General features: G+C 70.6%; 22 protein-coding genes, 1 tRNA gene and 1 pseudogene. 14 read left to right on the forward strand and 10 right to left on the reverse strand.

Annotation, left to right across the window (positions count from 1 at the left end):
* Positions 1–15 precede the first annotated feature (15 nt).
* The 7 genes from NRK68_RS17815 (at position 16) to NRK68_RS17845 (ending at position 6,464) form a co-directional block, all read left to right on the forward strand.
* Positions 16–594 (forward strand): hypothetical protein, encoded by a 579-nt coding sequence (locus tag NRK68_RS17815; protein WP_183066513.1) that lies wholly within the window; start codon positions 16–18, stop codon positions 592–594.
* Positions 594–1,883 carry an aminotransferase-like domain-containing protein gene (locus NRK68_RS17820; RefSeq protein ID WP_257856197.1) on the forward strand — a complete coding sequence of 430 codons (1,290 nt, stop codon included), beginning with the start codon at positions 594–596 and terminating at the stop codon, positions 1,881–1,883. The genes NRK68_RS17815 and NRK68_RS17820 overlap by 1 nt, the downstream gene beginning before the upstream one ends.
* Positions 1,880–3,748, forward strand: a complete 1,869-nt coding sequence (locus NRK68_RS17825) for a phenylacetate--CoA ligase family protein (RefSeq protein ID WP_257856198.1) — start codon at positions 1,880–1,882, stop codon at positions 3,746–3,748. The genes NRK68_RS17820 and NRK68_RS17825 overlap by 4 nt, the downstream gene beginning before the upstream one ends.
* Positions 3,748–5,025, forward strand: a complete 1,278-nt coding sequence (locus tag NRK68_RS17830; protein ID WP_183066514.1) for an MFS transporter — start codon at positions 3,748–3,750, stop codon at positions 5,023–5,025. Before NRK68_RS17825 ends, NRK68_RS17830 begins: the two co-directional genes overlap by 1 nt.
* Positions 5,026–5,099: 74 nt before the next feature.
* Entirely contained in the window at positions 5,100–5,411 is a 312-nt protein-coding gene (locus tag NRK68_RS17835) for an anti-sigma factor (RefSeq protein ID WP_257856199.1), read from the forward strand.
* Between the two features lie 124 nt (positions 5,412–5,535).
* A complete protein-coding gene (locus NRK68_RS17840) occupies positions 5,536–6,210 on the forward strand; it encodes an RNA polymerase sigma factor (RefSeq protein ID WP_257856200.1) in 675 nt (224 codons plus the stop codon).
* Positions 6,207–6,464 carry an anti-sigma factor family protein gene (locus tag NRK68_RS17845; protein ID WP_257856201.1) on the forward strand — a complete coding sequence of 86 codons (258 nt, stop codon included), beginning with the start codon at positions 6,207–6,209 and terminating at the stop codon, positions 6,462–6,464. Before NRK68_RS17840 ends, NRK68_RS17845 begins: the two co-directional genes overlap by 4 nt.
* Positions 6,465–6,569: 105 nt before the next feature.
* On the opposite strand, the gene NRK68_RS17850 is transcribed toward NRK68_RS17845, so the two are convergent.
* Positions 6,570–7,079, reverse strand: coding sequence for a DM13 domain-containing protein (locus NRK68_RS17850; RefSeq protein ID WP_183066518.1), 510 nt, complete (start codon positions 7,077–7,079; stop codon positions 6,570–6,572).
* A 117-nt stretch (positions 7,080–7,196) separates the two neighbouring features.
* Positions 7,197–7,328, reverse strand: a complete 132-nt coding sequence (locus NRK68_RS17855; RefSeq protein WP_257856202.1) for a hypothetical protein — start codon at positions 7,326–7,328, stop codon at positions 7,197–7,199.
* A gap of 109 nt (positions 7,329–7,437) precedes the next feature.
* Between NRK68_RS17855 and NRK68_RS17860 the strand changes: the two genes are divergently transcribed.
* Complete coding sequence (locus NRK68_RS17860; protein WP_257856203.1) at positions 7,438–8,328, forward strand: SDR family NAD(P)-dependent oxidoreductase; 891 nt, start codon at positions 7,438–7,440, stop codon at positions 8,326–8,328.
* A 78-nt stretch (positions 8,329–8,406) separates the two neighbouring features.
* The gene (locus NRK68_RS17865; protein ID WP_257856204.1) at positions 8,407–8,985 is read left to right on the forward strand and encodes a TetR/AcrR family transcriptional regulator; all 579 of its coding nucleotides are present in this window, start codon (positions 8,407–8,409) and stop codon (positions 8,983–8,985) included.
* Between the two features lie 121 nt (positions 8,986–9,106).
* Here the strand turns inward: NRK68_RS17865 and NRK68_RS17870 are convergent, their stop codons facing one another.
* From NRK68_RS17870 to NRK68_RS17890, 5 genes are all read right to left on the reverse strand, one after another.
* Positions 9,107–9,445, reverse strand: coding sequence for a helix-turn-helix domain-containing protein (locus NRK68_RS17870; protein ID WP_183066521.1), 339 nt, complete (start codon positions 9,443–9,445; stop codon positions 9,107–9,109).
* Between the two features lie 669 nt (positions 9,446–10,114).
* Positions 10,115–10,519: a CBS domain-containing protein gene (locus NRK68_RS17875; RefSeq protein WP_257856205.1), complete on the reverse strand. Its 405-nt coding sequence runs from the start codon at positions 10,517–10,519 to the stop codon at positions 10,115–10,117.
* A gap of 46 nt (positions 10,520–10,565) precedes the next feature.
* Positions 10,566–12,080: a DEAD/DEAH box helicase gene (locus NRK68_RS17880; protein ID WP_257856206.1), complete on the reverse strand. Its 1,515-nt coding sequence runs from the start codon at positions 12,078–12,080 to the stop codon at positions 10,566–10,568.
* A gap of 310 nt (positions 12,081–12,390) precedes the next feature.
* Positions 12,391–12,594 (reverse strand): cold-shock protein, encoded by a 204-nt coding sequence (locus tag NRK68_RS17885; protein ID WP_030228768.1) that lies wholly within the window; start codon positions 12,592–12,594, stop codon positions 12,391–12,393.
* A 1,214-nt stretch (positions 12,595–13,808) separates the two neighbouring features.
* Positions 13,809–14,786: a GlxA family transcriptional regulator gene (locus NRK68_RS17890; RefSeq protein ID WP_257856208.1), complete on the reverse strand. Its 978-nt coding sequence runs from the start codon at positions 14,784–14,786 to the stop codon at positions 13,809–13,811.
* Between the two features lie 135 nt (positions 14,787–14,921).
* Here NRK68_RS17890 and NRK68_RS17895 point away from each other — a divergent pair, with 135 nt between their 5' ends.
* Positions 14,922–15,245 (forward strand): putative quinol monooxygenase, encoded by a 324-nt coding sequence (locus NRK68_RS17895; RefSeq protein ID WP_257856209.1) that lies wholly within the window; start codon positions 14,922–14,924, stop codon positions 15,243–15,245.
* A 67-nt stretch (positions 15,246–15,312) separates the two neighbouring features.
* Positions 15,313–15,918, forward strand: coding sequence for a peptidase inhibitor family I36 protein (locus NRK68_RS17900; protein WP_257856210.1), 606 nt, complete (start codon positions 15,313–15,315; stop codon positions 15,916–15,918).
* A 78-nt stretch (positions 15,919–15,996) separates the two neighbouring features.
* Here NRK68_RS17900 and NRK68_RS17905 read toward each other — a convergent pair.
* Positions 15,997–16,067, reverse strand: a tRNA-Gly gene (locus NRK68_RS17905).
* Between the two features lie 475 nt (positions 16,068–16,542).
* Between NRK68_RS17905 and dcd the strand changes: the two genes are divergently transcribed.
* Positions 16,543–17,130, forward strand: coding sequence for a dCTP deaminase (dcd, locus tag NRK68_RS17910; protein WP_030771835.1), 588 nt, complete (start codon positions 16,543–16,545; stop codon positions 17,128–17,130).
* Complete coding sequence (locus NRK68_RS17915) at positions 17,127–17,627, forward strand: phosphoribosyltransferase (RefSeq protein ID WP_030647900.1); 501 nt, start codon at positions 17,127–17,129, stop codon at positions 17,625–17,627. The genes dcd and NRK68_RS17915 overlap by 4 nt, the downstream gene beginning before the upstream one ends.
* Positions 17,628–17,715: 88 nt before the next feature.
* Here NRK68_RS17915 and NRK68_RS17920 read toward each other — a convergent pair whose 3' ends face one another.
* On the reverse strand, positions 17,716–18,624 hold the full coding sequence (locus tag NRK68_RS17920) for a Yip1 family protein (protein WP_257856211.1): 909 nt from the start codon (positions 18,622–18,624) through the stop codon (positions 17,716–17,718).
* Between the two features lie 277 nt (positions 18,625–18,901).
* Here NRK68_RS17920 and NRK68_RS17925 point away from each other — a divergent pair, with 277 nt between their 5' ends.
* A complete protein-coding gene (locus NRK68_RS17925; protein WP_257856212.1) occupies positions 18,902–19,762 on the forward strand; it encodes a hypothetical protein in 861 nt (286 codons plus the stop codon).
* Positions 19,763–20,264: 502 nt separating this feature from the next.
* Here the strand turns inward: NRK68_RS17925 and NRK68_RS17930 are convergent.
* Positions 20,265–22,487, reverse strand: a pseudogene (locus NRK68_RS17930) ((Fe-S)-binding protein); the annotation flags it as partial.
* Between the last annotated feature and the right edge of the window lie 2 nt (positions 22,488–22,489).

Here is a 22,489-nt window from a genome sequence, read left to right on the forward strand (position 1 = left end):
GCGATCGAGGGCCCCATGGCACACGTCCGAACCGGACTGCACATCAGCGTCGTGACGCTCGGCTCCACCCACCGGATCTGCGCCATCTGGAGCGTACGGGGGACCCCGGCGGACCTGTGTGAGTTCCCCGGAGCCCTCCTCCTGCCCCGCCGGGGGGCGGAGCAGGACTGGGCCGTCGAGACCGCCCTGGCGGCGCTGGCGGAGCACGGGTCCGCGGACGGTCCCCTCTGCGTGGACCTCACCACGACGGCCGGCGGGATCGAACCGGCCGGGATCCGCCCCGGACCGTGCGCCTCCGACCTGCTGGGCCTGGCCCGTACGGCACTGGGCGAGGGCCAGCGGGAGTGGGCCGAACTGGCCCGCGCGGACCCCGCCGCCTTCCACGCCACGGCAGCCCGCCCGTACACCCTGCGCCGCCAGGCCGCGTGCCTGGTCACCCGGGACCCGGACGGTCCGCGCAGGGACGTGACGCTGCTGCACGCACGGCAGGACCGGGTCCTGCGCGACTACACGGTGGGGCTCCTGACGTCGGCCGGGACCACCGACGCCACCGCGGGCGAAGAAACCCGCCCTTCCCACCCCAGGAGACAGTGATGCGCCTGACCACGGAACCGAAACCGGAACCGACCGTACGCATGGTGCCGCCGCCCGCGCGGCACGGCGGGCCGGTGCCCTGGGAGCGGTACTTCTCCCGCGGCGCCCACGCCATGGTCCCCTCCGAGGTCCGCTCCCTCTTCAGCGTGGCGGCCCTGCCCGGCATCGTCTCGCTCGCCGGCGGCATGCCCGACGTCCGCGCCCTCCCGCAGCAGGTCATGGCCGAGACGGTCGCCGACGTGGTGCGCGAGCACGGCCCGACGGCGCTCCAGTACGGGGCGGCGCAGGGCGATCCGGGCCTGCGGGAACGCATCTGCTCCGTCATGGCGCTCGAGGGGATCTCCGCCCGGCCGGACGACGTCATGGTCACCGTGGGGTCCCAGCAGGCCCTGGACCTGCTGGCCCGGGTCCTGCTCGACCCCGGGGACACCGTCGTCGCGGAAGGCCCCACCTACGTCACCGCACTCGGAACGTTCAAGGCCGCCGGCGCCCGCGTGGTGCAGGTCGCCATGGACCGCGCCGGTGTGGTCCCGGACGAACTGGCCGCGACACTGGGCCGGCTGGCGGCCGAGGGCCGCCCCGCGAAGTTCTTCTACACCGTCCCCACCTTCCAGAACCCCACCGGCGCCACCCTCCCCGCGGGCCGCCGCGCCCGGATCCTTGAGGTCTGCCGCAGGGCCGGGGTCGTGGTCGTGGAGGACAACCCGTACGGACTGCTGCACTACGACGGCGAGCCGTCGCGGGCCCTGTGCGCCGACGACCCCGAGCGGGTGGTCTACCTCGGGTCGTTCTCCAAGACGCTCGCGCCGGGCCTGCGGGTGGGCTGGGTGCACGCGCCCGCCGCCCTCACCCGCAAGCTGGTGCTCGCCGCCGAGAGCGCCATGCTCTCCCACTCGGCGCTCGCCCAGCTGACGGTCGACCGCTACCTGCGCACCCAGCCGTGGCAGGACCGGCTCGCCGGCTTCCGCGCCGGTTACCGCGCCCGGCGCGACGCCATGCTGCGCGCCCTGACCGCCTCGATGCCCGCCGGGGTGTCGTGGACCGTGCCCGACGGCGGCTTCTTCATCTGGATAACGCTCCCCGAAGGCCTGGACTCCCGGGACCTGCTGCCCCACGCGCTGGCGGCGGGCGTCGCATTCGTCCCCGGCACCGGCTTCTACGCGGACGGCCGCGGCGCCCGGCACCTGCGGCTGTCCTTCTCGTACCCGTCGGCGGAGCAGATCGACGAGGGCGTCCGCCGGCTCGCCACGGTGATCACCGAGCGGCTCGAGGCACGGGGACGGCAGTGAGACGCACAGCAGCCACCCACACCTACGACGAGGACATGACCATGAGGCACTACCCCACCGACCTGCTGCTGGCCGTCGAACACGTCGAGCGCGCCCTCGCGTCCGGCGCCCTCGCCCCGCTCGACGCCCGGCTGCGGCACGCCGGCGTCACCGACCCGCTGCGCCGGTTCGACAGCGGCCGCCTCTTCGAGGGGCTGGACCGGCTGCTCGGGGGGGTCTGCCAGTACCCGTGGCAGCCGCTGACCGACCGCGACGACGTCCTGGAGCTGGGCCCGGCGGGCACCGTCGTCCTCGACGACGGGCGGGCCGAGGCGACCCTGCGCGGTCTGCTGCTCGCCTGGGCCCTGGGCAACCGGGTGACGCTGCGTTCGGCGCGGCCGCAGCTGTGGGAGCAGGTGATGACGGCGCTGCGGGAGGCCGGCGTTCCGCTGCCGCCGGGCCAGGTGACCGGACCCGGCGCCGAGGCGCCCGGGGAACCGCTGGACGTCCCGGCACTGCCCGACGGCGCAGACCTCGCCGTGGACTGCCGGGCCGGATGGACGCAGGGGCTGTTCCGGCTCCGGCACCTGCCCGGTGTCTCCCTGGACCAGGCCCGCAGCGAGGACCACGACGAGCGCGCGGGCCGGCTCGCGGCCCGCCTGCGCTACCTCGTCGCGCGCGCCCGGCGCACCCCGTACTACCGGGAGCTGCCCGACATCACCGGGGACGGCGACCTCACCGCGCTGCCCGTCCTGGAGAAGGCCGCGCTGGAGGCGCACTCGCTGCCCGCGAGCCGGGACCTGAGCAGTGGGGACCCCGCCTCCGGGGAGGTGCTGCGCTCGGGCGCGACCAGCGGCGAGCCGCGCTACATCGTCTACTCGCGCACCGACTGGGACAACATGGTCCGCGAGGCCGTCCCCATGCTGTACGCGCTCGGGCTCGAACCGGGCGACCGCGTCATCAACACCCTGTTCGGCGGCGGCATGTACGGCGGACTGACCACCACGTTCAGCGAGTTGTCCCGGATGCCCGTGGAGTCGTACGCCACCGCGCAGTTCGTGACCGTCGACGATCTGCTGATGCTCACCGGGCGCTTCGACGCCAACGTGATCCTCGGGATGCCCGCCCTCATCCTGCCGCTGCTGCGCGACGCCAAGAAGCGCCGTCCCGAACTGCGCGTCGAGAAGGTGATCTACGGCGGCACCCCGATGACCGAGACCGACAAGACCTGGCTGCGCCAGGAGCTGGGCGCCCGTGTCGTCTCCAGCATCCTCGCCGCGAACGACGGCGCGCAGCTCGGCTACCAGTGCGGGTTCCTCGGCGGGACCGTGCACCACGTCAACGACGACTACAACCTCATCGAGGTCGTGGACGAGGCCGGCCGGCCCGTCCCGGACGGCACCACGGGCGAACTGCTGGTCACGGGCCTGCAGAAGTTCGAGGGCCCGCTGATCCGCTACCGCATCGGCGACATGGGCCGCACGTACGAGCACCGCTGCGCCTGCGGGGTGTCGGGGCGCGTACTGGAGTACCTGGGCCGCTCCGACGGCCTGGTCCGCTTCAAGGGCGAAACGGTGCTGTACGGCGAGGTCTTCGACGCCCTCGCCCCCTTCGGGGTCTCGCAGCTCCAGATCGAGGTGGCCACCGAGGGCAGCCGGGAGATCCTGACGCTGCGCACCGAGGCCCCCTCCCCGCCGGACACCGGGGCCGTGCGCGAGCTGCTGGTCGAGGCGTTCCCGGTGCTGGGCGGCTACCAGGACTTCGACGCCGCGCTGGACGCGTACGAGCTGAGGATCGACAGCCTCGCCGAGGGCGGCCTGCCGCGCAACACGGTCAGCGGCAAGGTCAAGAACGTCATCGACCGCCGGCTGGAAGGGGTGCGCTGATGCTCCGCAACGACCGGGTCGCGCGCACCATGCTGGGCGCGATCACCCTCTCCAGTGTCGGCGTGGGCATCCACACGCTCGCCATGGGGCAACTGCTGTACGGCCGTACCGGCAGCCCGGCCGCCTTCGCTTTCGTGCTGACCCTCCAGGGCGTGGCGGCCCTGTGCGTCCTGCCGGTGTGCGGTCCGCTGGTCGACGCCCTCGACTCCAAGCGGGTGTACGCACTGTGCGGGCTGGGCCGGGCAGGCACCGTCGCGCTGATCGTGGGCGCCGCGGCCCTGATACCCGGGACCGGGGCGGTGCCCTGGATCGTGGCGGCGTCGGCGCTGCTGGCCGTCTTCGACAACGTCGAGCGGTCGGCGCTGTTCAAGCTGACCGCGCACCACGTGGACCCGGAGCTCTCCACCCGCTTCAACAGCCTGATCGGCGTGGCCTTCCAGGCCGGTGCGCTGAGCGGAATGGCCCTCCTCGGCCTGATCCTGACCTGGGGCACCGCCGAGCAGGCCCTGATGATCGACGTCCTGATGTCGCTGTGCTGCGCCCTCGTGGTGAGCCGGATCCGTCTGACCGCGGACGAGGGCAATCCGCCCGTCTCCGCACGCCTGCTGACCCGGGCCGTGGCGGGCACGGTGGGCGAGTGGCGGCGGATGCTGGTCCGTCACCGGGACGACCGGACCGTCTTCCTCATGATCGTGCTGTGCGGAGGGGACTTCGTCTTCGCCCAGGGCCTGAGCACCCTGGTCATCCCCCTGACCGCCGAGTTCCACGAGGGCCGGGGATGGTACGTGGCGGCCCTGGAGGCCACCTTCGCGGCCGGAATGATCAGCGCCTCGTTCCTGACCCGCTACCTGGTCTCGCAGCGTCTGCTGCCGGTGTGGCTGCTCGGCCAGGCCGCGGCGGCGGCCCTGCTGGCGCTGAGCGGATCGGGCGCGGTGCACTTCGCCGCCTTCTTCCTGGCGGGCTTCGCCAACCTCAACAGCCTCACCTGGCTGCTGACCTCGCTCCAGCAGTACGCGGCCGAGGGCGACAAGGCCAAGATGGCGTCCCTGCGGCTGCTCGCCATCGGCCTGGGCACGGCGGCCCTCATGCCGGTCGTGGGCCACTTCGCCGGGGCCTCGCTCGGCGCCGGGTTCTGGAGCGTGGCGGCGACCATGGCGCTGTTCGCGCTGGGCGGCCTCGTGGTGGCGCGTCACCACCGCCCGCGTACGGCTCCCGGGCCGGGGGCGGGACCCGTACAGGGGGAGGCCGCCCGGCCCCCGGCGGTGGCGGCGGCCTGACCGAGCCACGACCGCCGGGCAGGCCGGCGGTCGTGGCTCCCCGGTGGTTCGGCGCGGCGACAGGAGCGTGATAGGTGTTGACCGCTCACCGGGATGAGCCGCTGAGGACCTGCCCGGCCGGCCGTCCGTCCGCCGCGCGAGAACAGGCAGGTGCCATCAACTGCGCCGAGTTCGTCGAGGTGGTGACCGAGTTCCTCGACGCAGCCATGGGAGAGCCGACCGAGCTGCGGTGTCTCGTGCACCTGGCGCGCTGCGAGGGCTGCGAGACGTACCTCGACCAGTTCCGGCAGACCGTGGCGGCCGTGGGCGCGCAGCCCGGCCCGGACCTGCCCGCCTCGGCACGCGATCAACTCCTCGGGGCGTTCCGCAGTTTGCGGCGCGACTGACTTCAGCGGCCGCCGGCGGTGAAGGTTCTTGCCGGGAGGTGAACGTACGCACCCCGTGGAGGTCCGCACGTGTCCCGCTGCCCTAGGCTGGCGCTTGAAGTTGACGTCCGGCGAGGAGAGAAGAATGGCGGGCCCACGCGAACTTCCCCCGGACGAGGTCCTGGTGCAGCGCCTCCGCGCCGGTGACGAGGAGACGTTCGCCCTGGTCCTGGACTCCTGGTCGGGCTCCATGCTCCGGCTCGCCATGTCGTTCGTGTCGACCAAGGCCTCCGCCGAGGAGGCCGTCCAGGACACCTGGCTCGCGGTCATCAGGGGCATCGACGGCTTCGAGGGCCGCGCGTCCCTGAAGACGTGGGTGTACCGGATCCTCGTCAACACCGCCAAGGCGCGCGGCACGAAGGAGAGCAGGACCGTCCCCTTCGCCAGCCTGCTGCCGGAGGAAGAGGAAGGGCCGACGGTCGACGCCGAGCGCTTCCGCGCCCCGGGCGAGCAGTACGCCGGGCACTGGGTCGCCGGCCAGGAGCCGCGACCCTGGCACATCCCCGAGGACCACGTGCTGCGCGGTGAGGTCCGCGAGGTGATCGCGGAGGCGATCGACGAACTCCCGCCCCGCCTCCGTACCGTGGTCACCCTGCGCGACGTCGCCGGGTACGGATCCGACGAGGTGTGCTCGCTCCTTGAGATCTCACCGGGGAACCAGCGTGTCCTCCTCCATCGGGGCAGGGCGCTGCTGCGCCATAAGCTGGAGTCGTACTTGTCCGGTGCCCATGACGTCGCGAGCGGGAGGGGACACGCGTGAACTGCAACGACTTCGTGGAGCTGGTGACCGAGTTCCTCGACGGCGCGTTGTCCGAAGGGGACGAGCGGCGCTTCATCGAGCACCTGGCGAAGTGCTCCGGGTGCGAGACCTACCTCGACCAGTTCCGTCGGACGATCGCCACCACGGGCGAACTGACCCCGGACGGCATCACGTCGGACGCCAGGCAGCACCTCCTCTCCGCCTTCCGGGACTGGCACGGGACGTGTGACGCTCGTGCGGCGCGGCCGCACTGAACGTGCGCGACTCTGCTCAGAACACCCTTGTTCGGTGTCGTCGCCGGACTGGGCGGGTGGCGACATGCCACCCGCCCCTCGGCTCTTCCGTGCGAGCCGACTCCGTCAGGCACGCTGCTTGAGCTCGGCGGCGCCGAAGGAGACGCTGAAGCGCTCGCACCAGATGGTCACCGTGGAGAACTTGTCCAGGTCGGTGCCGGCCGGGATCGCGTAGTTCTGGTTGCCCTCGTTGCCCTTGAGGCTGCCGAGGTCGATGTGCTTGCCGTCGTCGAGGTTGCCGCCGCCGTCCTTCTTGACGGGCTGGTCGCTGAGCCACACGCGCAGGGCCGGACCGTCGGAGGTGCGCAGGCTCGTCAGGCGCAGGTTCGCCTTCCCGTCGGCGAGCTGCTGGATCTCCACCGAGCCGCTGGTCTCGTGCTCGTGCGAGATGAACGCCCCGTCCGCCACCTGCTTGACCGTGCCCGCCTGCCGGCCGGCGGCCGCGGGGGGCGCCTCGTCCACGCGGTCGGTGGTGAACAGCTTCCAGGGCTGGAAGAGGTACAGCCCGATGGCTGCCACGACGGCAACGGCGGCGGTGGTGATCCAGAGGGCATTGCGGCGCTTGCTGCGGCACATGAGGGTTTTCCGTTTCTTCTCGGTGTTCGTGCCAGGTACCGGGCACTGGGTATGCAGAGACGGAAAGAGCGGCGAACGTTACAGATGTCGTCCGCCGCTCCGGTCCGGCTACTGCTTTCAGCAGTTGTCGGCGGGGTGCGCCTGCTCACTCGCGCCCCACGGGAGCGGCCACGCGGGCGCCATCGCGATGGAGGCCGCGGCCTCCATCGACTCCAGCGCCTCCTCCGTCGCGCCCGTCTCACCATGCACGGGGGGAACGTGACTGCGCCGCCTCAACCGGATAGCTCATCCGCATGTGTGCTAACGTCCGAGGCTAACCGGATGATCTATCCGATTGGGTGTCGGGGTGGAGGAGCACATGAAGAAGACAGCAGTGGTCACGGCCGGAACAGGGGGCATCGGCCTGGAGACGGCGCTGGGGCTGGCCGTCGCCGGGTTCGCGGTCACGGTGATCGGGCGCGACGCCGAACGGGGGGCCAAGGCCGTCGAGCGGATCAACGCGACGGGCCCGGTGCACCCGGCCCGCTTCCTGTCCGCGGACCTCGCCTCGCTCGACCAGGTGCGTGCGCTCGCCCGTAGGATCACGGCCGACCACGCCACCTCGGGGGAACCGCTGACGGCGCTGGTCAACAACGTCGGGGCGATGTTCGCCGAGCGCCAGACCCGGGGAGGCGTCGAGGCGTCGTTCGTCGTCAACCACCTCTCGCCCTACCTGCTGACCGAACTGCTGCTGCCCACACTCACGGCCGGTGCGCCGAGCAGGATCGTGAACGTGACGTCGGGCGCAGTCGTCCTGGCCAAGCGGGTGTTCGACGCCGTCGAGCCGCCGGGCGGCTACTACGGCTTCCACTGGTACGGCCGCGCCAAGCTCGCCAACCTGGCCTACACCTTGGACCTGGCAGCCCGGCTGGACGGCACGGGCGTCTCGGTCTTCGCCGCGGACCCCGGAGGGGCCGCGACCGACATGACCAACGGAACCATGAGCGACTCGAAGATCGTCTCGCCCGCCCTGCGGCTGCTGTGGCCCCTGGTGCGCCGCACATTCGAACGCTCGACCTCCGGTCCGGCGTCCGCGGCAGCCAGGCCCTCCATCATGGCCGCCACCGACGACACGCTGACGGGCCGAACCGGCATCGTCATCGGCGCCCAGGCGCACCCGGTCGCCCCGCACCGCGCGGCGGCCGACCCCCGCGTCGCCGAAGCCGTACGCCGGCTCAGCGAACGGCATGCACCGCTCGCCCCCGCCTGAGCGTCATACACGCGGCCGGGCGGCCACCGGGCGGGCGACGGAACCATCCGGATGAACCATCCGATTAGCATGGGCCCCATGACGACGCCTCTACGCAAGGACGCGGCCCGCAACTGGCAACGGATCGTCTCCGTCGCCCGCGACCTGGTCCACGAGGGGACACCGCTGCAACTCAACGACGTCGCACGCCGGGCAGGACTCGGGGTAGGCACCGTCTACCGTCACTTCGCCACGCCCGAGGCTCTGCTGGAGACCGTCGCCGCGCCCTGCCTGGAAGCCCTGGCCGCCCACGGCCGGCAGGCGCTGGCCGATGCCGACCCCTGGCGCGGCCTGACGGGCTTCCTCTTCCACACCGTCGAGGCGCAGGTCACCGACGCCGCTCTGCCCCCCGTCGCCGCCGCGGCCACGGACGCCCTGGCGCGCACCACGGAACTCAAGAAGTCAGTGGCGTCGGCCGGCGCCACCCTCCTCGCCCGGGCCCGCGATGCGGAAGCGGTCCGCCCCGACCTGGCCGCCGCCGACCTCGTCCCGCTCATGTGCGGCATCGCCCACGCCGTGAGCGTCCACGGCGGCACCCCCGCCGACCGGGTCGACACCGCACACCGCTACCTCGCCGCCCTCCTCGAAGGCTTGCGCACGGCGCCACCGAGCGCGTGAGCGACCCGCCCCACGGTGTACCGGCGGCCTCTGGGCGCACCTGCTCAGCGAGAAGACCGACCAGGACCGGAGGGGTGTCGAAGTACGTCCACGACCGCCGACTTCGACGGGCACGCTCGGTTCAGGCCGAGGGCGGCGGCGTGGACGAGCCGGCGGCGCGGCGGTACTCGGCGTTGATGCGCTGGGCTTCCTCGAGTTGGTCCTCGAGAATGATGATGCGGCAGGCGGCCTCGATGGGGGTGCCCTGGTCGACGAGTTCCCGGGCGCGGGCCGCGAGGCGCAACTGGTAGCGGGAGTAGCGGCGGTGGCCGCCCTCCGAGCGGAGCGGGGTGATCAGGCGGGCCTCTCCGAGGGCGCGGAGGAAGCCCTGGGTGGTGCCGATCATTTCTGCGGCCCGGCCCATGGTGTAGGCGGGGTAGTCGTCGTCGTCGAGACGGCCGAACGAGGCGTCTGCTGTCATTGAACCTCTCTTATGGAACGCACGGAGGGGCCCTGGTGCCGTACGGCACCAGGGCCCCGAAGGAACTACTACACCATCTGTCGGCCCTGATACTGCGCCGACCCTATGTTTCCGCCGACCCGGCCGACACGCTGCCGGGAGTGCGGGGATCGCGGTTGCTTGACCGGAGACCACCTCGCTATCGATGTCCTGCGGTACCCGGACTCAAGACTTCTGTCCGGGCGATCCTGATGGTGATCGGCTCCTCCGTTCTTCCTCGGTGATCAACTGCTTACCGCTGGTACTGCGGACTGCACGTGCGGGTACTGCCATGCGTTGACTGCGGTACTGCTCTCGGCGCCCCTGTGACTGCGGGCCACCCGGTCCGGTCGTCAGCCCCGTCGCCGTCCTGCAACAACCCTGGCTTCGGAACTCCACCACCGCACCGTCCTGCGTACTGCAACTGCGGTGACCGCTGCCCGGCAGTTCGTCTCTGCCGGGCCCTGCTGTCTCTCTGGGCTACGAGAGAAACCATAACCACGTCACCGCGCAATGTCTACTCTGGCCGTCATAGATTTTCGACTCCGTCGAGGAGAGCTAGACCTACACGGTGGGTTCAGGATCCGCAGAGCGGTTTGCACAGCAGGTCAGGGGCTCGGGCGGTCCGCAGGCACGGCGGCCGGAGGTGGTTCAGTGGGCCACGGCGAGGACGCCCAGAGCGCTGCCCTGGGCGTCGACGACCGGCAGGGCATCGAGCCGGCGGTAGCGCATCGCATGTTGGGCTTCGGCCATCGTGGTCATGGGAGAGGCGACCGGTCCGCGCTCTCCCGGGAGGTCGCGGAGACGGACCTGGTCCGTGTACGCCGCGCTGTCGCGGACGGTGGCGAGCCCGGCCCGGGTGACCAGCCCGGTGCACAGGCCGTCTTCGTCGCAGACGAGCAGGTGCTCCGTGCGGGCACTGGCCATGACGGCAAGGGCCACCTCGACCGTCATGTCGTCACACACCTGTGGACAGGCCGCCTCCATCGCGTCCTCCACCGTCCGGTGCACAGGGTGGGCGTTCGCCGGGCGGGGCTGCATCTGGATCAGCGTCAAAAGGTGCCTCCTGCAGAGATGGGTCAGTTCCCTGATCACGTGCTTCTCAGGCCGCCGCGTCGAGGGCGGACTGCCGCACGCTCACGCGCCGGGCCGTCGCAGCGGGCCGTCGCCTGCCACGCGAGGCCGAGCCGCGCTTGGCGCGTTCGACGGCCGGTGCGGTGATGACGACGGGGATCCCGGAGGGTGCCTGGGCGCCCGTGATCCGTTTCAGGGCCTCTTCACCGGAGCGGACCTGGGTGGTCCGCGGGGTGATGCCCGCGGCCTGCATGAGGCGGGTCATATCGCGGCGCTGGTCGGGGGTGACGAGGGTCACGACGCTGCCGGACTCGCCTGCGCGGGCGGTGCGGCCGCCGCGGTGGAGGTAGTCCTTGGGGTCGGTGGGCGGGTCGACGTTGACGACGAGGTCGAGGTCGTCGACGTGGATGCCGCGCGCCGCCACGTTCGTCGCGACCAGCACGGTCACGTGGCCGGTCTTGAACTGGGCCAGGGTGCGGGTGCGCTGCGGCTGCGATTTCCCGCCGTGCAGGGCCGCGGCCCGGACACCACTGTTCAGCAGGTCCTGGGTCAGCCGGTCCACGGCGCGCTTGGTGTCGAGGAACATCATCACCCGGCCCTCGCGCGCCGCGATCTCCGTGGTGGTGCGGTTCTTGTCGGCGCCGTGGACGTGGAGCACGTGGTGCTCCATCGTGGTCACCGCACCGGCCGAGGGGTCCACCGAGTGCACGACGGGATCGGTCAGGTAGCGGCGGACCAAGAGGTCGACGTTGCGGTCCAGGGTGGCGGAGAACAGCATCCGCTGCCCCTCACGACGCACCTGGTCCAAGAGGGCGGTGACCTGCGGCATGAAGCCCATGTCGGCCATCTGGTCGGCCTCGTCCAGCACGGTGGTCCCGACCTGGTCCAGCCGGCAGTCACCGCGGTCGATGAGGTCCTTCAACCGTCCGGGCGTGCCCACGACGACCTCCGCGCCTCCGCGCAGCGCCGCGGCCTGCCTGCCGATCGGCATGCCGCCCACGACCGTGGTCAGGCGCAGCTTCACGGCGCGGGCGTACGGCGTGAGGGCGTCGGTCACCTGCTGGGCCAGCTCGCGGGTGGGGACGAGGACGAGGGCGAGCGGCCGGCGGGGCTCGGCGCGCTGCCCGGCGGTGCGGGCCAGCAGGGCGAGGCCGAAGGCGAGTGTCTTGCCGGAGCCGGTGCGTCCGCGGCCGAGCGCGTCACGGCCCGCAAGGGTATTGGGCAGGGTCGCGCCCTGGATCGGGAAGGGTACGGTCACGCCCTGCGCGGTGAGGGCGGCCAACAGCTCGGCCGGCATGGCCAGGTCGGCGAAGGCCTCGACGGCGGGCAGCGCGGGAGTGATCGTCTTCGGCAGGGCGAACTCGCCCTGGACCGCAGCGGGCCGGCGGCCGTAGCCGCCCGAGCGGCTCGGAACTCCGGTACGGCTCGGGGCTGACGAGCCGAAACGGCTGCCTCGTTCCGGACCGGAGACAGTCCCGAAGACGGGAACGCGGGCGCGGTTGAGGGTGCGAGAGGAACGGCCGTTCGTACGTGTGCGGTTCATTGAGAACCTTCCTTGATGCGGCTCATATCAAGGAATTTCCGCAGCGGAAACGCGGCGCGGGAAATCACAAGAACGGGCCGAATGGAATGCGAAAGCGACTCCGGTCCACCGGGATTCGGTGCGGGTGCCTGCGCTCAGGTGGGATGGCGTCATGCCGACGCGAAGCCAGGAAAACTTGAGGGGGTGAAGCGCCGAGCGGGTCGTAACCCTGAATGCTTCGCCGCGCAGTTGATGCCACTGCGGGAAATAAGTGCAGCTGGGGCCCGCACCCCGAGGGATGCGGGCCCCAGCTACGAAATGCGCGTCAGAGTCAGGCGGGAACGATGTTCTCGGCCGTCGGGCCCTTCTGGCCCTGCGCGATGTCGAAGGTCACCTTCTGGCCTTCCAACAGCTCGCGGAAGCCCTGGGTGGCGATGTTCGAGAAGTGGGCGAAGACGTCGTCGCCGCCACCGTCCTGCTCGATGAAACCGAAACCCTTGGCCGCGTTGAACCACTTCACGGTGCCAGATGCCATGTCATATCTCCCTTGGGGCAGTACACCGGCATCCGCACCATACGGACACCGTGTCGCCGCGATGATGCCCCGCCGGAAAAAGACCGGAAATATGAAGCGCTCGAATGTGGTGAAGGCCGACTGGAGCGCTTGAAGTTTTTGGGTACCAAAACTGCAACCGAGACCGACAGTAGCACGCCGCAGCGCTTCGTGTGCGGTGAATATCTCCATCGTGCGCGGTGCGGAAAAACTCTCCCTGCGGGGTCCACTGAACCCTCTGACCGCGGGAATAGATATTGGTTCCCACCGAGTACAGCGTTTCGCGAGCACGGGCGTCCGCCAGCTGCGACGTGCAGTCCAGGAGACGTGAGCCTGCGGGGTGGGTCCGCAGCGCCTGACCGTCACTGCGGTCGCTCGCGAAGCTGCTCCCGCAGGTGGAGGAGAACCTCGGTGTCTGCGATGTCGCCAGGGCTGCCACCAGGATCCGGATACGAACGCCATCGTCATGGTGCACAGCCCGCACGATGGCCTCGATGGTGGCGGCCGCCTCAGCGGGAAGGCATGGTGGGCCGACCGTGGCCCACACGTGACCGCCGGACCGAGCCGCCCCCGAGTCCCGGTGCGCCGCCCTCTGACCTGCATCAGTGGGGACCGGTGTGTGAAGCCTGTCCCGCTGAGAGGCGTGGCACTCTCGTCGCGAGCACCATCGGCCGGGAAGGTGGTGTGGGTGATGGCTGAGCTGAAGTTCCAAACCGTCGTGTGCCCGCACTGCGCGGCCTGCCCGGCCACTCGGCAGGCCCGTACCATCGCCGCCGACCGGCGCCGGGTGACGGTGACGTGGCACCTCCCTTCCTGCCCGCATTAAGCCGCCGATCGCGTGTTGGCGGGGAGAGAGGACCAGATGGTCCCGCGGCGGGACTGCGCCGGCTCCTCCGGCCAACCGCCCTTTTTGGAAAGCGAATTCGCGCGGCAGCGGCTGGGGTGTGACGCAGGTCATCGAGAGCGCGTCTCGCGATGCGGGACGGCGTGGGCCCGCGCGGTGCAAGTGGTGCGCGAAGAGCCCTCCGGCCAGGGGCTTTCCGCGAGCTCAGGCACGCGGAGGGCACGGCAAGGACAGAGAGGTCTAGACAACGACGAAGCGCCAGGTCGCTGACCTGGGGCTTCGTGGAAGAGCGGAGGACGGAATCGAGGCCACTGCGCCGCATGTGCGCGGCGCTCCAGGGCGCCGTCCCGGCCTAAGCGCCGGCGGGCGCGGTTCTGTTGCGGAGGTGGCCGGGGGTGGTGCCGAGGCGCTGGCGCAGCAGGGTGGTGAGCGTGGAGGCGTTCTCGTAGCCGACGCGGCGGGCGACGGTCTCCGTGGGCAGGTCCGTGGTGCGCAGCAGGTGGGCGGCCTGTTCGAGCCGGATGGTCTGTGCAAACCGCAGGGGTGAGACGCCCAGGACCTTGTCCACGGCGCGCTGGAGGGTCCGCTCGCTCGCGCCGACCGCCCGGGCCGCTTCGGCCATCCGCAGGGGCTGGTCGAGGTGTGCGCGGACCCAGCTCTCGAAGGCGCTGACGGTGGGATCGGTGCGGGCGAGGTGGCTGGGAATGGCGTAGCCGGCTTGGGTGGGGCGGTCGTCGACCACGAGGTAGCGGGCTGTGAGGTCGGCGAGGGCCGGGCTTGCCTGCCGCACCAGGGCGAGGGCGAGGTCGAGGTGCGCCATGGCGGCTCCGGCAGTGGTCACCCCCGGGGCGTGGACCAGCATGTGGCTCTCGTCCAGGGTCACGTGGGGGTACGCCTGCCGGAAGGCCGGGGCCAGCCACCAGCTGGTGGTGGCGGCGAGCCCGTCCAGCACCCCTGCCTCGGCGAGGAGGAACGTACTCGTGCACGCCGCCGCCAGGGGGACGCCCTCGCCCCGGGCCCGCCGGAGCGCCTCGCGTTCGGGTTCGCGTTCCGGCGCGGCCACCCACTCCAGCAGGGGTGCGGGCTGTTTGGGGCCGGCCCCGGGCACGATGAGGAGGTCGGGCCGGGGTCCGTCGCCGGCGGCCTGGGCTTCGATCACGTGCCCGGAGGCCGTACGGACGGCACCCCGCCCGCTGACGCGGGTCAGTTCCCAGCGCGGTGGGGGGTGGGGTAGTTCCTCACGCAATTCGTTGGCCATCTGCAGGACGTCGAGGACCGTGGCCAGCCCGGAGTCGAAGAGGCCATCCATGACCAGTACCGAAATCCTCATGTCGGAAACGGTAAAACATCCGGCGGATCCGCCACTGACCGGAGCCCCTCGGCCGCTCATACGGTGATCACATCGCACGACGGCGCGACACCCCACCGAGTCGCCCCGAACCCACCATGCACCGAGGAGCACTCCATGACCAACGCCCTTGTCCCCGAGACCACTCGCATCGGTCTGCTCGCCCGCATCGAGGCCAAGCCGGAGTACGTCCGCGAGGTCGAGGAACTCCTCACCGGTGCCCTCGCCCTGGCCCGGGAAGAGGCCGGCACCACCGTCTGGTTCGCCCTGCGCCTGAGCCCCACCACCTTCGGCATCTTCGATGCCTTCGCCACCGAGGAGGGCCGCCAAGCACACCTTCAGGGCAAGATCGCGGCGGCGCTCATGGAGCACGCCCCCGAGCTGCTCGCCGAGGCCCCCGAGATCCTGACCGTCGACGTCCTGGCCGCGAAGCTCTCCTGACCCGCCCGCACCCCCACGACGACGCCTGTCAGAACTCCCAACGCCCCGTCAACACCCCGGGAACCGCATGAGAATCCGCACCCTGGCCAGCCTCGCCGCCATCGGCACCGCCGTTGCCCTCACCACCCCCACGCCGACCCTGGCTGCCGAGGCGCCCCGGCACTGCGTGGTGGACCTGTCCCAGGGCCCGGCGGCGCAGCCCGTCTGTGTCACCTCCTTCACGGCAGCCATTGCGAGGGCCACGGGCGGCCGCGTCATCGACGCTCCGGCCGACCCCGCCAAGGCCCTGAAGGACAGGAAGCTGGCCGACCGCATCTACAACAGCCCTGGCGGCGCGCCCCCGCTCGCCAAGGCCGACGGCCCGCGTCCCGCAGCGATGGCCGTCGCGGACTCGGGCGGGGTCATCGTTGCCACGTTCTTCGAGCACTGGAACTACCAGGGCTCCAGCTTGACCTTCACCGCTCCCGCCAAGTGCAAGGACGACGGAGGCTGGGACTGGGGCTATTCCACGCTCAAGTACAACGACGCGGTCTCCTCCTTCTTCACCGCCGGCAACTGTCATGTCGAACTGTTCGAAGACACCTACTTCAAGGGCGCACACGCCTACTACGAGAACGCGGTCCCGCGCCTGACCGTGATGAACGATGCGGCCAGCTCGATCCGGCTCCACTGATCCCTGAAAGACACGCGCCCGCCGAGAGGTCTAGACAACGACGAAGGCCCAGGTCGCTGACCTGGGCCTTCGTTCAAGAGCGGATGACGGGAATCGAACCCGCGCTATAAGCTTGGGAAGCTCATGTTCTACCATTAAACTACATCCGCGTAGCGGGCCAGTTGCCTGGAGCCCTACCGTTGTACACTCTACCCCATGATCGACCCCCGGTGCGTTCGCCGCGGGGTCGTTGTTGTCTGCCGTGTGCACCGAGGCGTGTGGGGGCGGGAGTTGGGGCGTACCGTGGGGTGGCGGAGCGGCGGCTGGAGCCGGGTGCCGATCATCCCCTAATGTGGCGATTCGTCGCAGTACGGCTCGTTGGGAAAGGGACTCGATGGAGCACACCGTCGTCCGTTGTGCCGAAGGGCACGTTTTCAGTACCGCCTCCTTCCCGCTGCAGCACCTCGGTGCCGGCCGGATCGGGCCCGGGCGGCTGCTGCGGTGTCCGCGGTGCGCGCGCTTGCGCCAGGCGGTGCCCGTCGGTGGTGCGGTCAAGCGCTAGACACCTCTCAGACGTACGGCCGGGCGCGCGGGCGGCTCCCTCTCGATTGGGGGAGGCCCGCGCGCTCTGCGTATCCTCGGGACGTGCTTCTCTCTGACAAAGACATCCGGGCCGAGATCGACAGCGGACGGGTTCGCATCGACCCGTTCGACGAGGCGATGGTGCAGCCCTCCAGCATCGATGTGCGTCTCGACCGGTTCTTCCGGGTGTTCGAGAATCACCGCTACGCCCACATCGATCCCGCGGTCGAGCAGCCGGACCTGACCCGGATGGTCGAGCCCGAGGGGGACGAGGCGTTCATCCTGCACCCCGGCGAGTTCGTCCTGGCGTCGACCTACGAGGTCATCACGCTGCCCGACGACATCGCCTCCCGGCTGGAGGGGAAGTCCAGCCTGGGCCGCCTCGGCCTCGTGACGCACTCGACCGCCGGGTTCATCGACCCCGGGTTCTCGGGTCACGTGACCCTTGAGCTGTCGAACCTGGCCACGCTGCCGATCAAGCTCTGGCCCGGCATGAAGATCGGGCAGCTGTGCATGTTCCGGCTCAGCTCGCCCGCGGAGTTCCCGTACGGCAGCGAACGGTACGGCTCCAGGTACCAGGGGCAGCGCGGGCCGACCGCCTCGCGCTCCTTCCAGAACTTCCACCGCACCCAGGTGAGGCACGAGGCATGAGCGACGCAGTACGCGAGAACCTGACCTACGAGGGTTTCGGCGCGGCCGTGCGCGAGCTGGCGCAGACCATCGCCGACGACGGCTACGAGCCCGACATCATCCTGAGCATCGCCCGCGGCGGCGTGTTCGTCGCCGGCGGTCTGGCCTACGCCCTGGACTGCAAGAACATCCACCTGGTGAACGTGGAGTTCTACACCGGCGTCGGCACCACGCTGGAGATGCCGGTCATGCTCGCGCCCGTCCCCGAGGCGATCGACTTCACTGACAAGAAGGTCCTCATCGCCGACGACGTCGCCGACACCGGCAAGACGCTGAAGCTGGTGCACGACTTCTGCCTGGGCCACGTCGCCGAGGTGCGCTCCGCGGTCATCTACGAGAAGTCCCACTCCCTCGTGAAGTGCGAGTACGTGTGGAAGAAGACCGACGAGTGGATCAACTTCCCCTGGTCGGTCGAGCCGCCGGTCGTCAAGCGCGAGGGTCAGGTCCTCGACGCCTGATCGTCCGTGACCAGGACGTGCGAGAGGGGCCCCCGGCCACGGCCGGGGGCCCCTCTCGTATGCGCGTGCCTGCGCGTGAGCTTCCGCGCTAGATGGTGCCGAGCTTGATGATCGACAGCAGGGCGATCAGCTGGATCGCGGAGGCGCCCAGCGCCTTCGGCCACGGCAGGTCGTGCGACTTGCTGATCAGCGAGGTGAAGAGCGCGCCCGCGGCGACCCAGGTGGCCCAGCCCAGTACCTGCACGATCATGTTGTCGCCGCCGAGGAACACGGCGAAGATCAGACGCGGGGCGTCCGTGATGGACATGACCAGCATCGACAGGCCCACGGTGGGCTGCCAGCTGCCGTCACCGCCCATCTGACGGGCCAGGGTGTGCGTGACCGCGCCCAGGAGCAGACCGCAGACGACGAAGGCCACACCGGCGGACAGCACGATCGGGACGGCCTTCGACAGGGTCGCGTTGATCGCGTCCTCGCGGGCTTCGTCGAGGCCGAAGACCGCGAGCAGGCCGTAGAGGAAGGTCACGGTCAGCGCCGGACCCCAGACGGGGTAGTCGCGCATCTGGAGGAAGGTCTGGCCGGGCCGCGTCACGATGCCGCGGAGCAGGTCCTTCCACGGCAGTCGCGGACCGGACGGCGCCGCGGCGACGGCGCCCGCCTGGTACGTGCCGCCCTGGCTGTACGGGTCCTCGCCGACGGCGAAGACCTGCGTGTGCCCGGGGTTGTCGTTCGAGTAGTGCCCGCCGCCTCCGTGGCCGTACGGGTGCTGCTGCGCGGGCGGGTGCTGCTGCCCGTACGGGTCGAAGTACTCCGGCTCGCCGTGGTCCCCGGCGTTCGGCTGCGGCCACTGCTGCTGCGGTGGCGGGCCGCCGACGGGAGGGTACGACGGGCGGCCGTACGGCGGCGGTTGCTGCTGACCGTACGACTGCTGCTGCTGCGGGGGTTGTTGCGGACCGCGGTTGTCGTCCCGGCCGCGTCCGATCCTGAATCCAGCCACGTGATCGAACGTACCTGGTCCGGAGCGCCCCGGTGGCCGGGCGGGGGTAACAAGCACCCTTTGCGGCTGACCTGTGACATCCCCTAGGGGTTCCCCGGGGGGTTGTCCCCACCTCCCGGCCATCCTTGTCGCCTGTCTGGTTTACGTGCTTGCGTCGCTTTCTGCGGCTCTTCGTTACGTTCTCTACGGAACACCCACATATCCGGCCCGTAGCTTCGTGTCCGTCGCCTCCACTCAGCACGAACGAGTACGAACGAGCACGAGGAAGAGTCCCGTCATGCGCAGCATCCGCCGCACCACCCTCCGTACCGCCGCCGCCGCCGCCGCCGTCGTCGCCGGCGCCGCCACCGTCCTGGCGCTGCCGGCCGGATCCGCCTTCGCGGACTCCCCGGCCGTGCCGGAGCCGGGGGTGCTGCCCGGTATCGAGCGGCCTTCGGTGGAACCGCCCGTGGTGCCTCCCGTCCAGCCGCCCGCCAGGCCCTCGGCAGACCCGAAGGGCGTCGTCCGTACCTTCGTCACGGCCGTGAGGCTGGCGGACGGGTCCGTCGCCGAGGTCCACAAGGTCCACAAGGTCGGCGGGAGCCACTTCGAGGCCGACATCCTCGCGGGCTCGACCAGGCTGGACACCCTGGTCAGCCGGGGCGGAGCGGCGTCGTACGGGCAGAACACCGGCCTGCACGTGGTGCTCCGGCCGAACGGCACCGTGACGTCGTGGATGGACGGGGCGCCACAGCCCGAGCCGCAGCCCGAGCCGGTGCCGCAGGCCGAGAAGCGCGTCGGGGTGGAGAGCTCGGTGCGGGTCGGGATGCCGGACGGGCGGATCGCCAAGCTGGTGGACGGTCCGCGCGGCACGTACGCGGTGATCTCCATGCCGAACGGACACGTCCTCGGCACCATCGACCTGAAGCGTCCCAGCACGCAGAACGACGGCTGGACGTACAGGCTCCTCCGCGACGGCAAGCGCGTGAAGTTCGTCGTCATCGACGGCAAGGGCGGCGGGAACAGCTGGGTGTACGACTTCGACGGCCGGCTGATCGAGAAGTACACGGTCGACGCGCCGAAGCCGGCGAAGCGTCCCGCCCGGGCCTCGGCCGGCGCGGCGGGGCTCGGCTTCGCCGTCGTGCCGGCCCGGGGCTGACCGGGGCCGGCCGGAAACGCCGGAACGGCCGGCCCCCGAGTGGGGACCGGCCGTTCCGGCGCGTCGTGCAGGGCCTTGCCTACTTGGCGTCCTCGGCCTTCGCCTCGGCCGCCTCGTCCTTGGCCTCGGCGTCCGCCGCCCCGTCCGTCTTGGTCTCGGCGTCCGCCGCTGCCGCCGGCTCGGCGTCGGCGTCGGCATCGGCCTTGGGCTCGGTCTCCGGCTCGGCTTCCGCCTCCGCCGCGGGCTCAGCCTCGGTCTCGGCGTCCGGCGCGGCCTCGGCTGCAGCCTTCGCCTCAGCCTCTACCTTCGCCTTGGCTTCAGCCTCTGCCTTCGCCTTGGCTTCCGCCTCGGCCTCCGCCTTGGCCTTGGCCTCGGCCGCCTCAGCCTCCGCCTTGGCCTTCGCCTCCTCGGCAGCCTTCGCCTCGGCCGCGGCTTCCGCCTCCGCCGCGGCGGCTGCCGCAGCGGCTTCCGCCTCGGCCTCGGCTGCCAGGGCGGCCAGTTCCTCCTCCGTCGGGCCCGGGGCCTTGACGGACTCCAGCAGCAGCTGGGCCACGTCCACGACCTGCACGGACTCCTTGGCCTGGCCCTCGTTCTTCTTGCCGTTGACCGAGTCGGTCAGCATGACCAGGCAGAACGGGCAGGCGGTGGAGACGATGTCGGGGTTCAGGGACAGGGCCTCGTCGACGCGCTCGTTGTTGATGCGCTTGCCGATCCGCTCCTCCATCCACATCCGCGCGCCACCGGCGCCACAGCAGAAGCCCCGCTCCTTGTGGCGGTGCATCTCCTGCTGGCGCAGGCCCGGCACGGCCGACATGATCTCGCGCGGCGGCGTGTAGACCTTGTTGTGGCGGCCCAGGTAGCACGGGTCGTGGTACGTGATCAGCCCGTCGACCGGCGTCACCGGCGTCAGCCGGCCCTCGTCGATCAGGTGCTGGAGCAGCTGCGTGTGGTGGATGACCTCGTACTCGCCGCCCAGCTGCGGGTACTCGTTCGCGATGGTGTTGAAGCAGTGCGGGCAGGTCGAGACGATCCGCTTCGCCGACTTCGGCTTCTTCGTCGACGGGTCCTCGTCGTCCTCACCGAACGCCATGTTCAGCATGGCCACGTTCTCCTGGCCCAGCTGCTGGAACAGCGGCTCGTTGCCCAGGCGGCGCGGCGAGTCACCGGTGCACTTCTCGTCGCCGCCCATGATCGCGAACTTGACGCCCGCGATGTTCAGGAGCTCCGCGAAGGCCTTCGTGGTCTTCTTGGCCCGGTCCTCCAGGGCGCCGGCGCAGCCGACCCAGTAGAGGTAGTCGAACTCCGAGAGGTCCTCCGCGTCCTTGCCGATGATCGGGACCTCGAAGTCGACCTCCTTCGTCCACTCGACGCGCTGCTTCTTCGCCAGGCCCCAGGGGTTGCCCTTCTTCTCCAGGTTCTTGAGCATCGTGCCCGCCTCGGACGGGAAGGCGCTCTCGATCATCACCTGGTAGCGGCGCATGTCGACGATGTGGTCGATGTGCTCGATGTCGACCGGGCACTGCTCCACGCACGCACCGCAGGTCGTGCAGGACCACAGCACGTCCGGGTCGATGACGCCGTTCTCCTCGACGGTGCCGATCAGCGGGCGCTCGGCCTCCGCGAGAGCGGCGGCCGGCACACCGGCCAGCTGCTCCTGGGACGCCTTCTCCTCGCCCTCCATCGTCTTGCCGCCGCCGGCCAGCAGGTACGGGGCCTTGGCGTGCGCGTGGTCGCGCAGCGACATGATGAGGAGCTTCGGGGACAGCGGCTTGCCGGTGTTCCAGGCGGGGCACTGCGACTGGCAGCGGCCGCACTCGGTGCACGTGGAGAAGTCGAGGATGCCCTTCCAGGAGAACTGCTCGACCTGCGAGACGCCGAAGACGTCGTCCTCGCCCGGGTCCTCGAAGTCGATCTCCTTGCCGCCGCTGGTCATCGGCTGGAGCGCGCCCAGCGCGCTCGCGCCGTCGGCGTTGCGCTTGAACCAGATGTTCGGGAAGCCGAGGAAGCGGTGCCAGGCGACACCCATGTTGGTGTTCAGGGAGACCACGATCATCCAGATCAGCGAGGTGCCGATCTTGATCATCGCGGTGAAGTAGATGGCGTTCTGCAGTGCGCTCGCCGAGAGCCCGTCGAAGGCCATGACCAGCGGGTACGAGATGAAGTACGCCGGTTCCCAGCTGTCCACGTGGTGGATCGCGCCCTCGAGGCCGCGCAGGCACAGGATCGCGAGGCCGATGGTGAGGATGATGTACTCGACGAAGTACGCCTGCCAGGCCTTCGAGCCCGCGAAGCGCGACTTGCGGCCGGCCCGCGAGGGCAGGCTGAGCAGGCGGATCGCGATCAGGACCAGGATGCCGAGCACCGTCATCAGGCCGATGAACTCGATGTACAGCTCGAACGGCAGGAAGCCGCCGAGGACCGGCAGCGTCCAGTCGGCCTGGAAGAGCTGGCCGTAGGCCTGCGCCAGGGTCGGCGGGAGCGTCAGGAAGCCGATCGCGACGAACCAGTGCGCGAAGCCGACGATGCCCCAGCGGTTCATGCGGCTGTGGCCGAGGAACTCCCGGACGAGGGTGAACGTTCGGGCCTTCGGGTCGTCCGTGCGGCTGCCGGCCGGCACGGGCTGGCCGATCTTCACGAAGCGGTAGATCTGCGCCACGGCTCGTGCGAGCAGCGCGACGCCGACCACGGTCAGGACCAGCGACACGATGATCGCGGCGAGTTGCATGG

Origin of the sequence: Streptomyces yangpuensis (genome assembly GCF_024666385.1) — a bacterium.
GTDB lineage: Bacteria > Actinomycetota > Actinomycetes > Streptomycetales > Streptomycetaceae > Streptomyces > Streptomyces yangpuensis.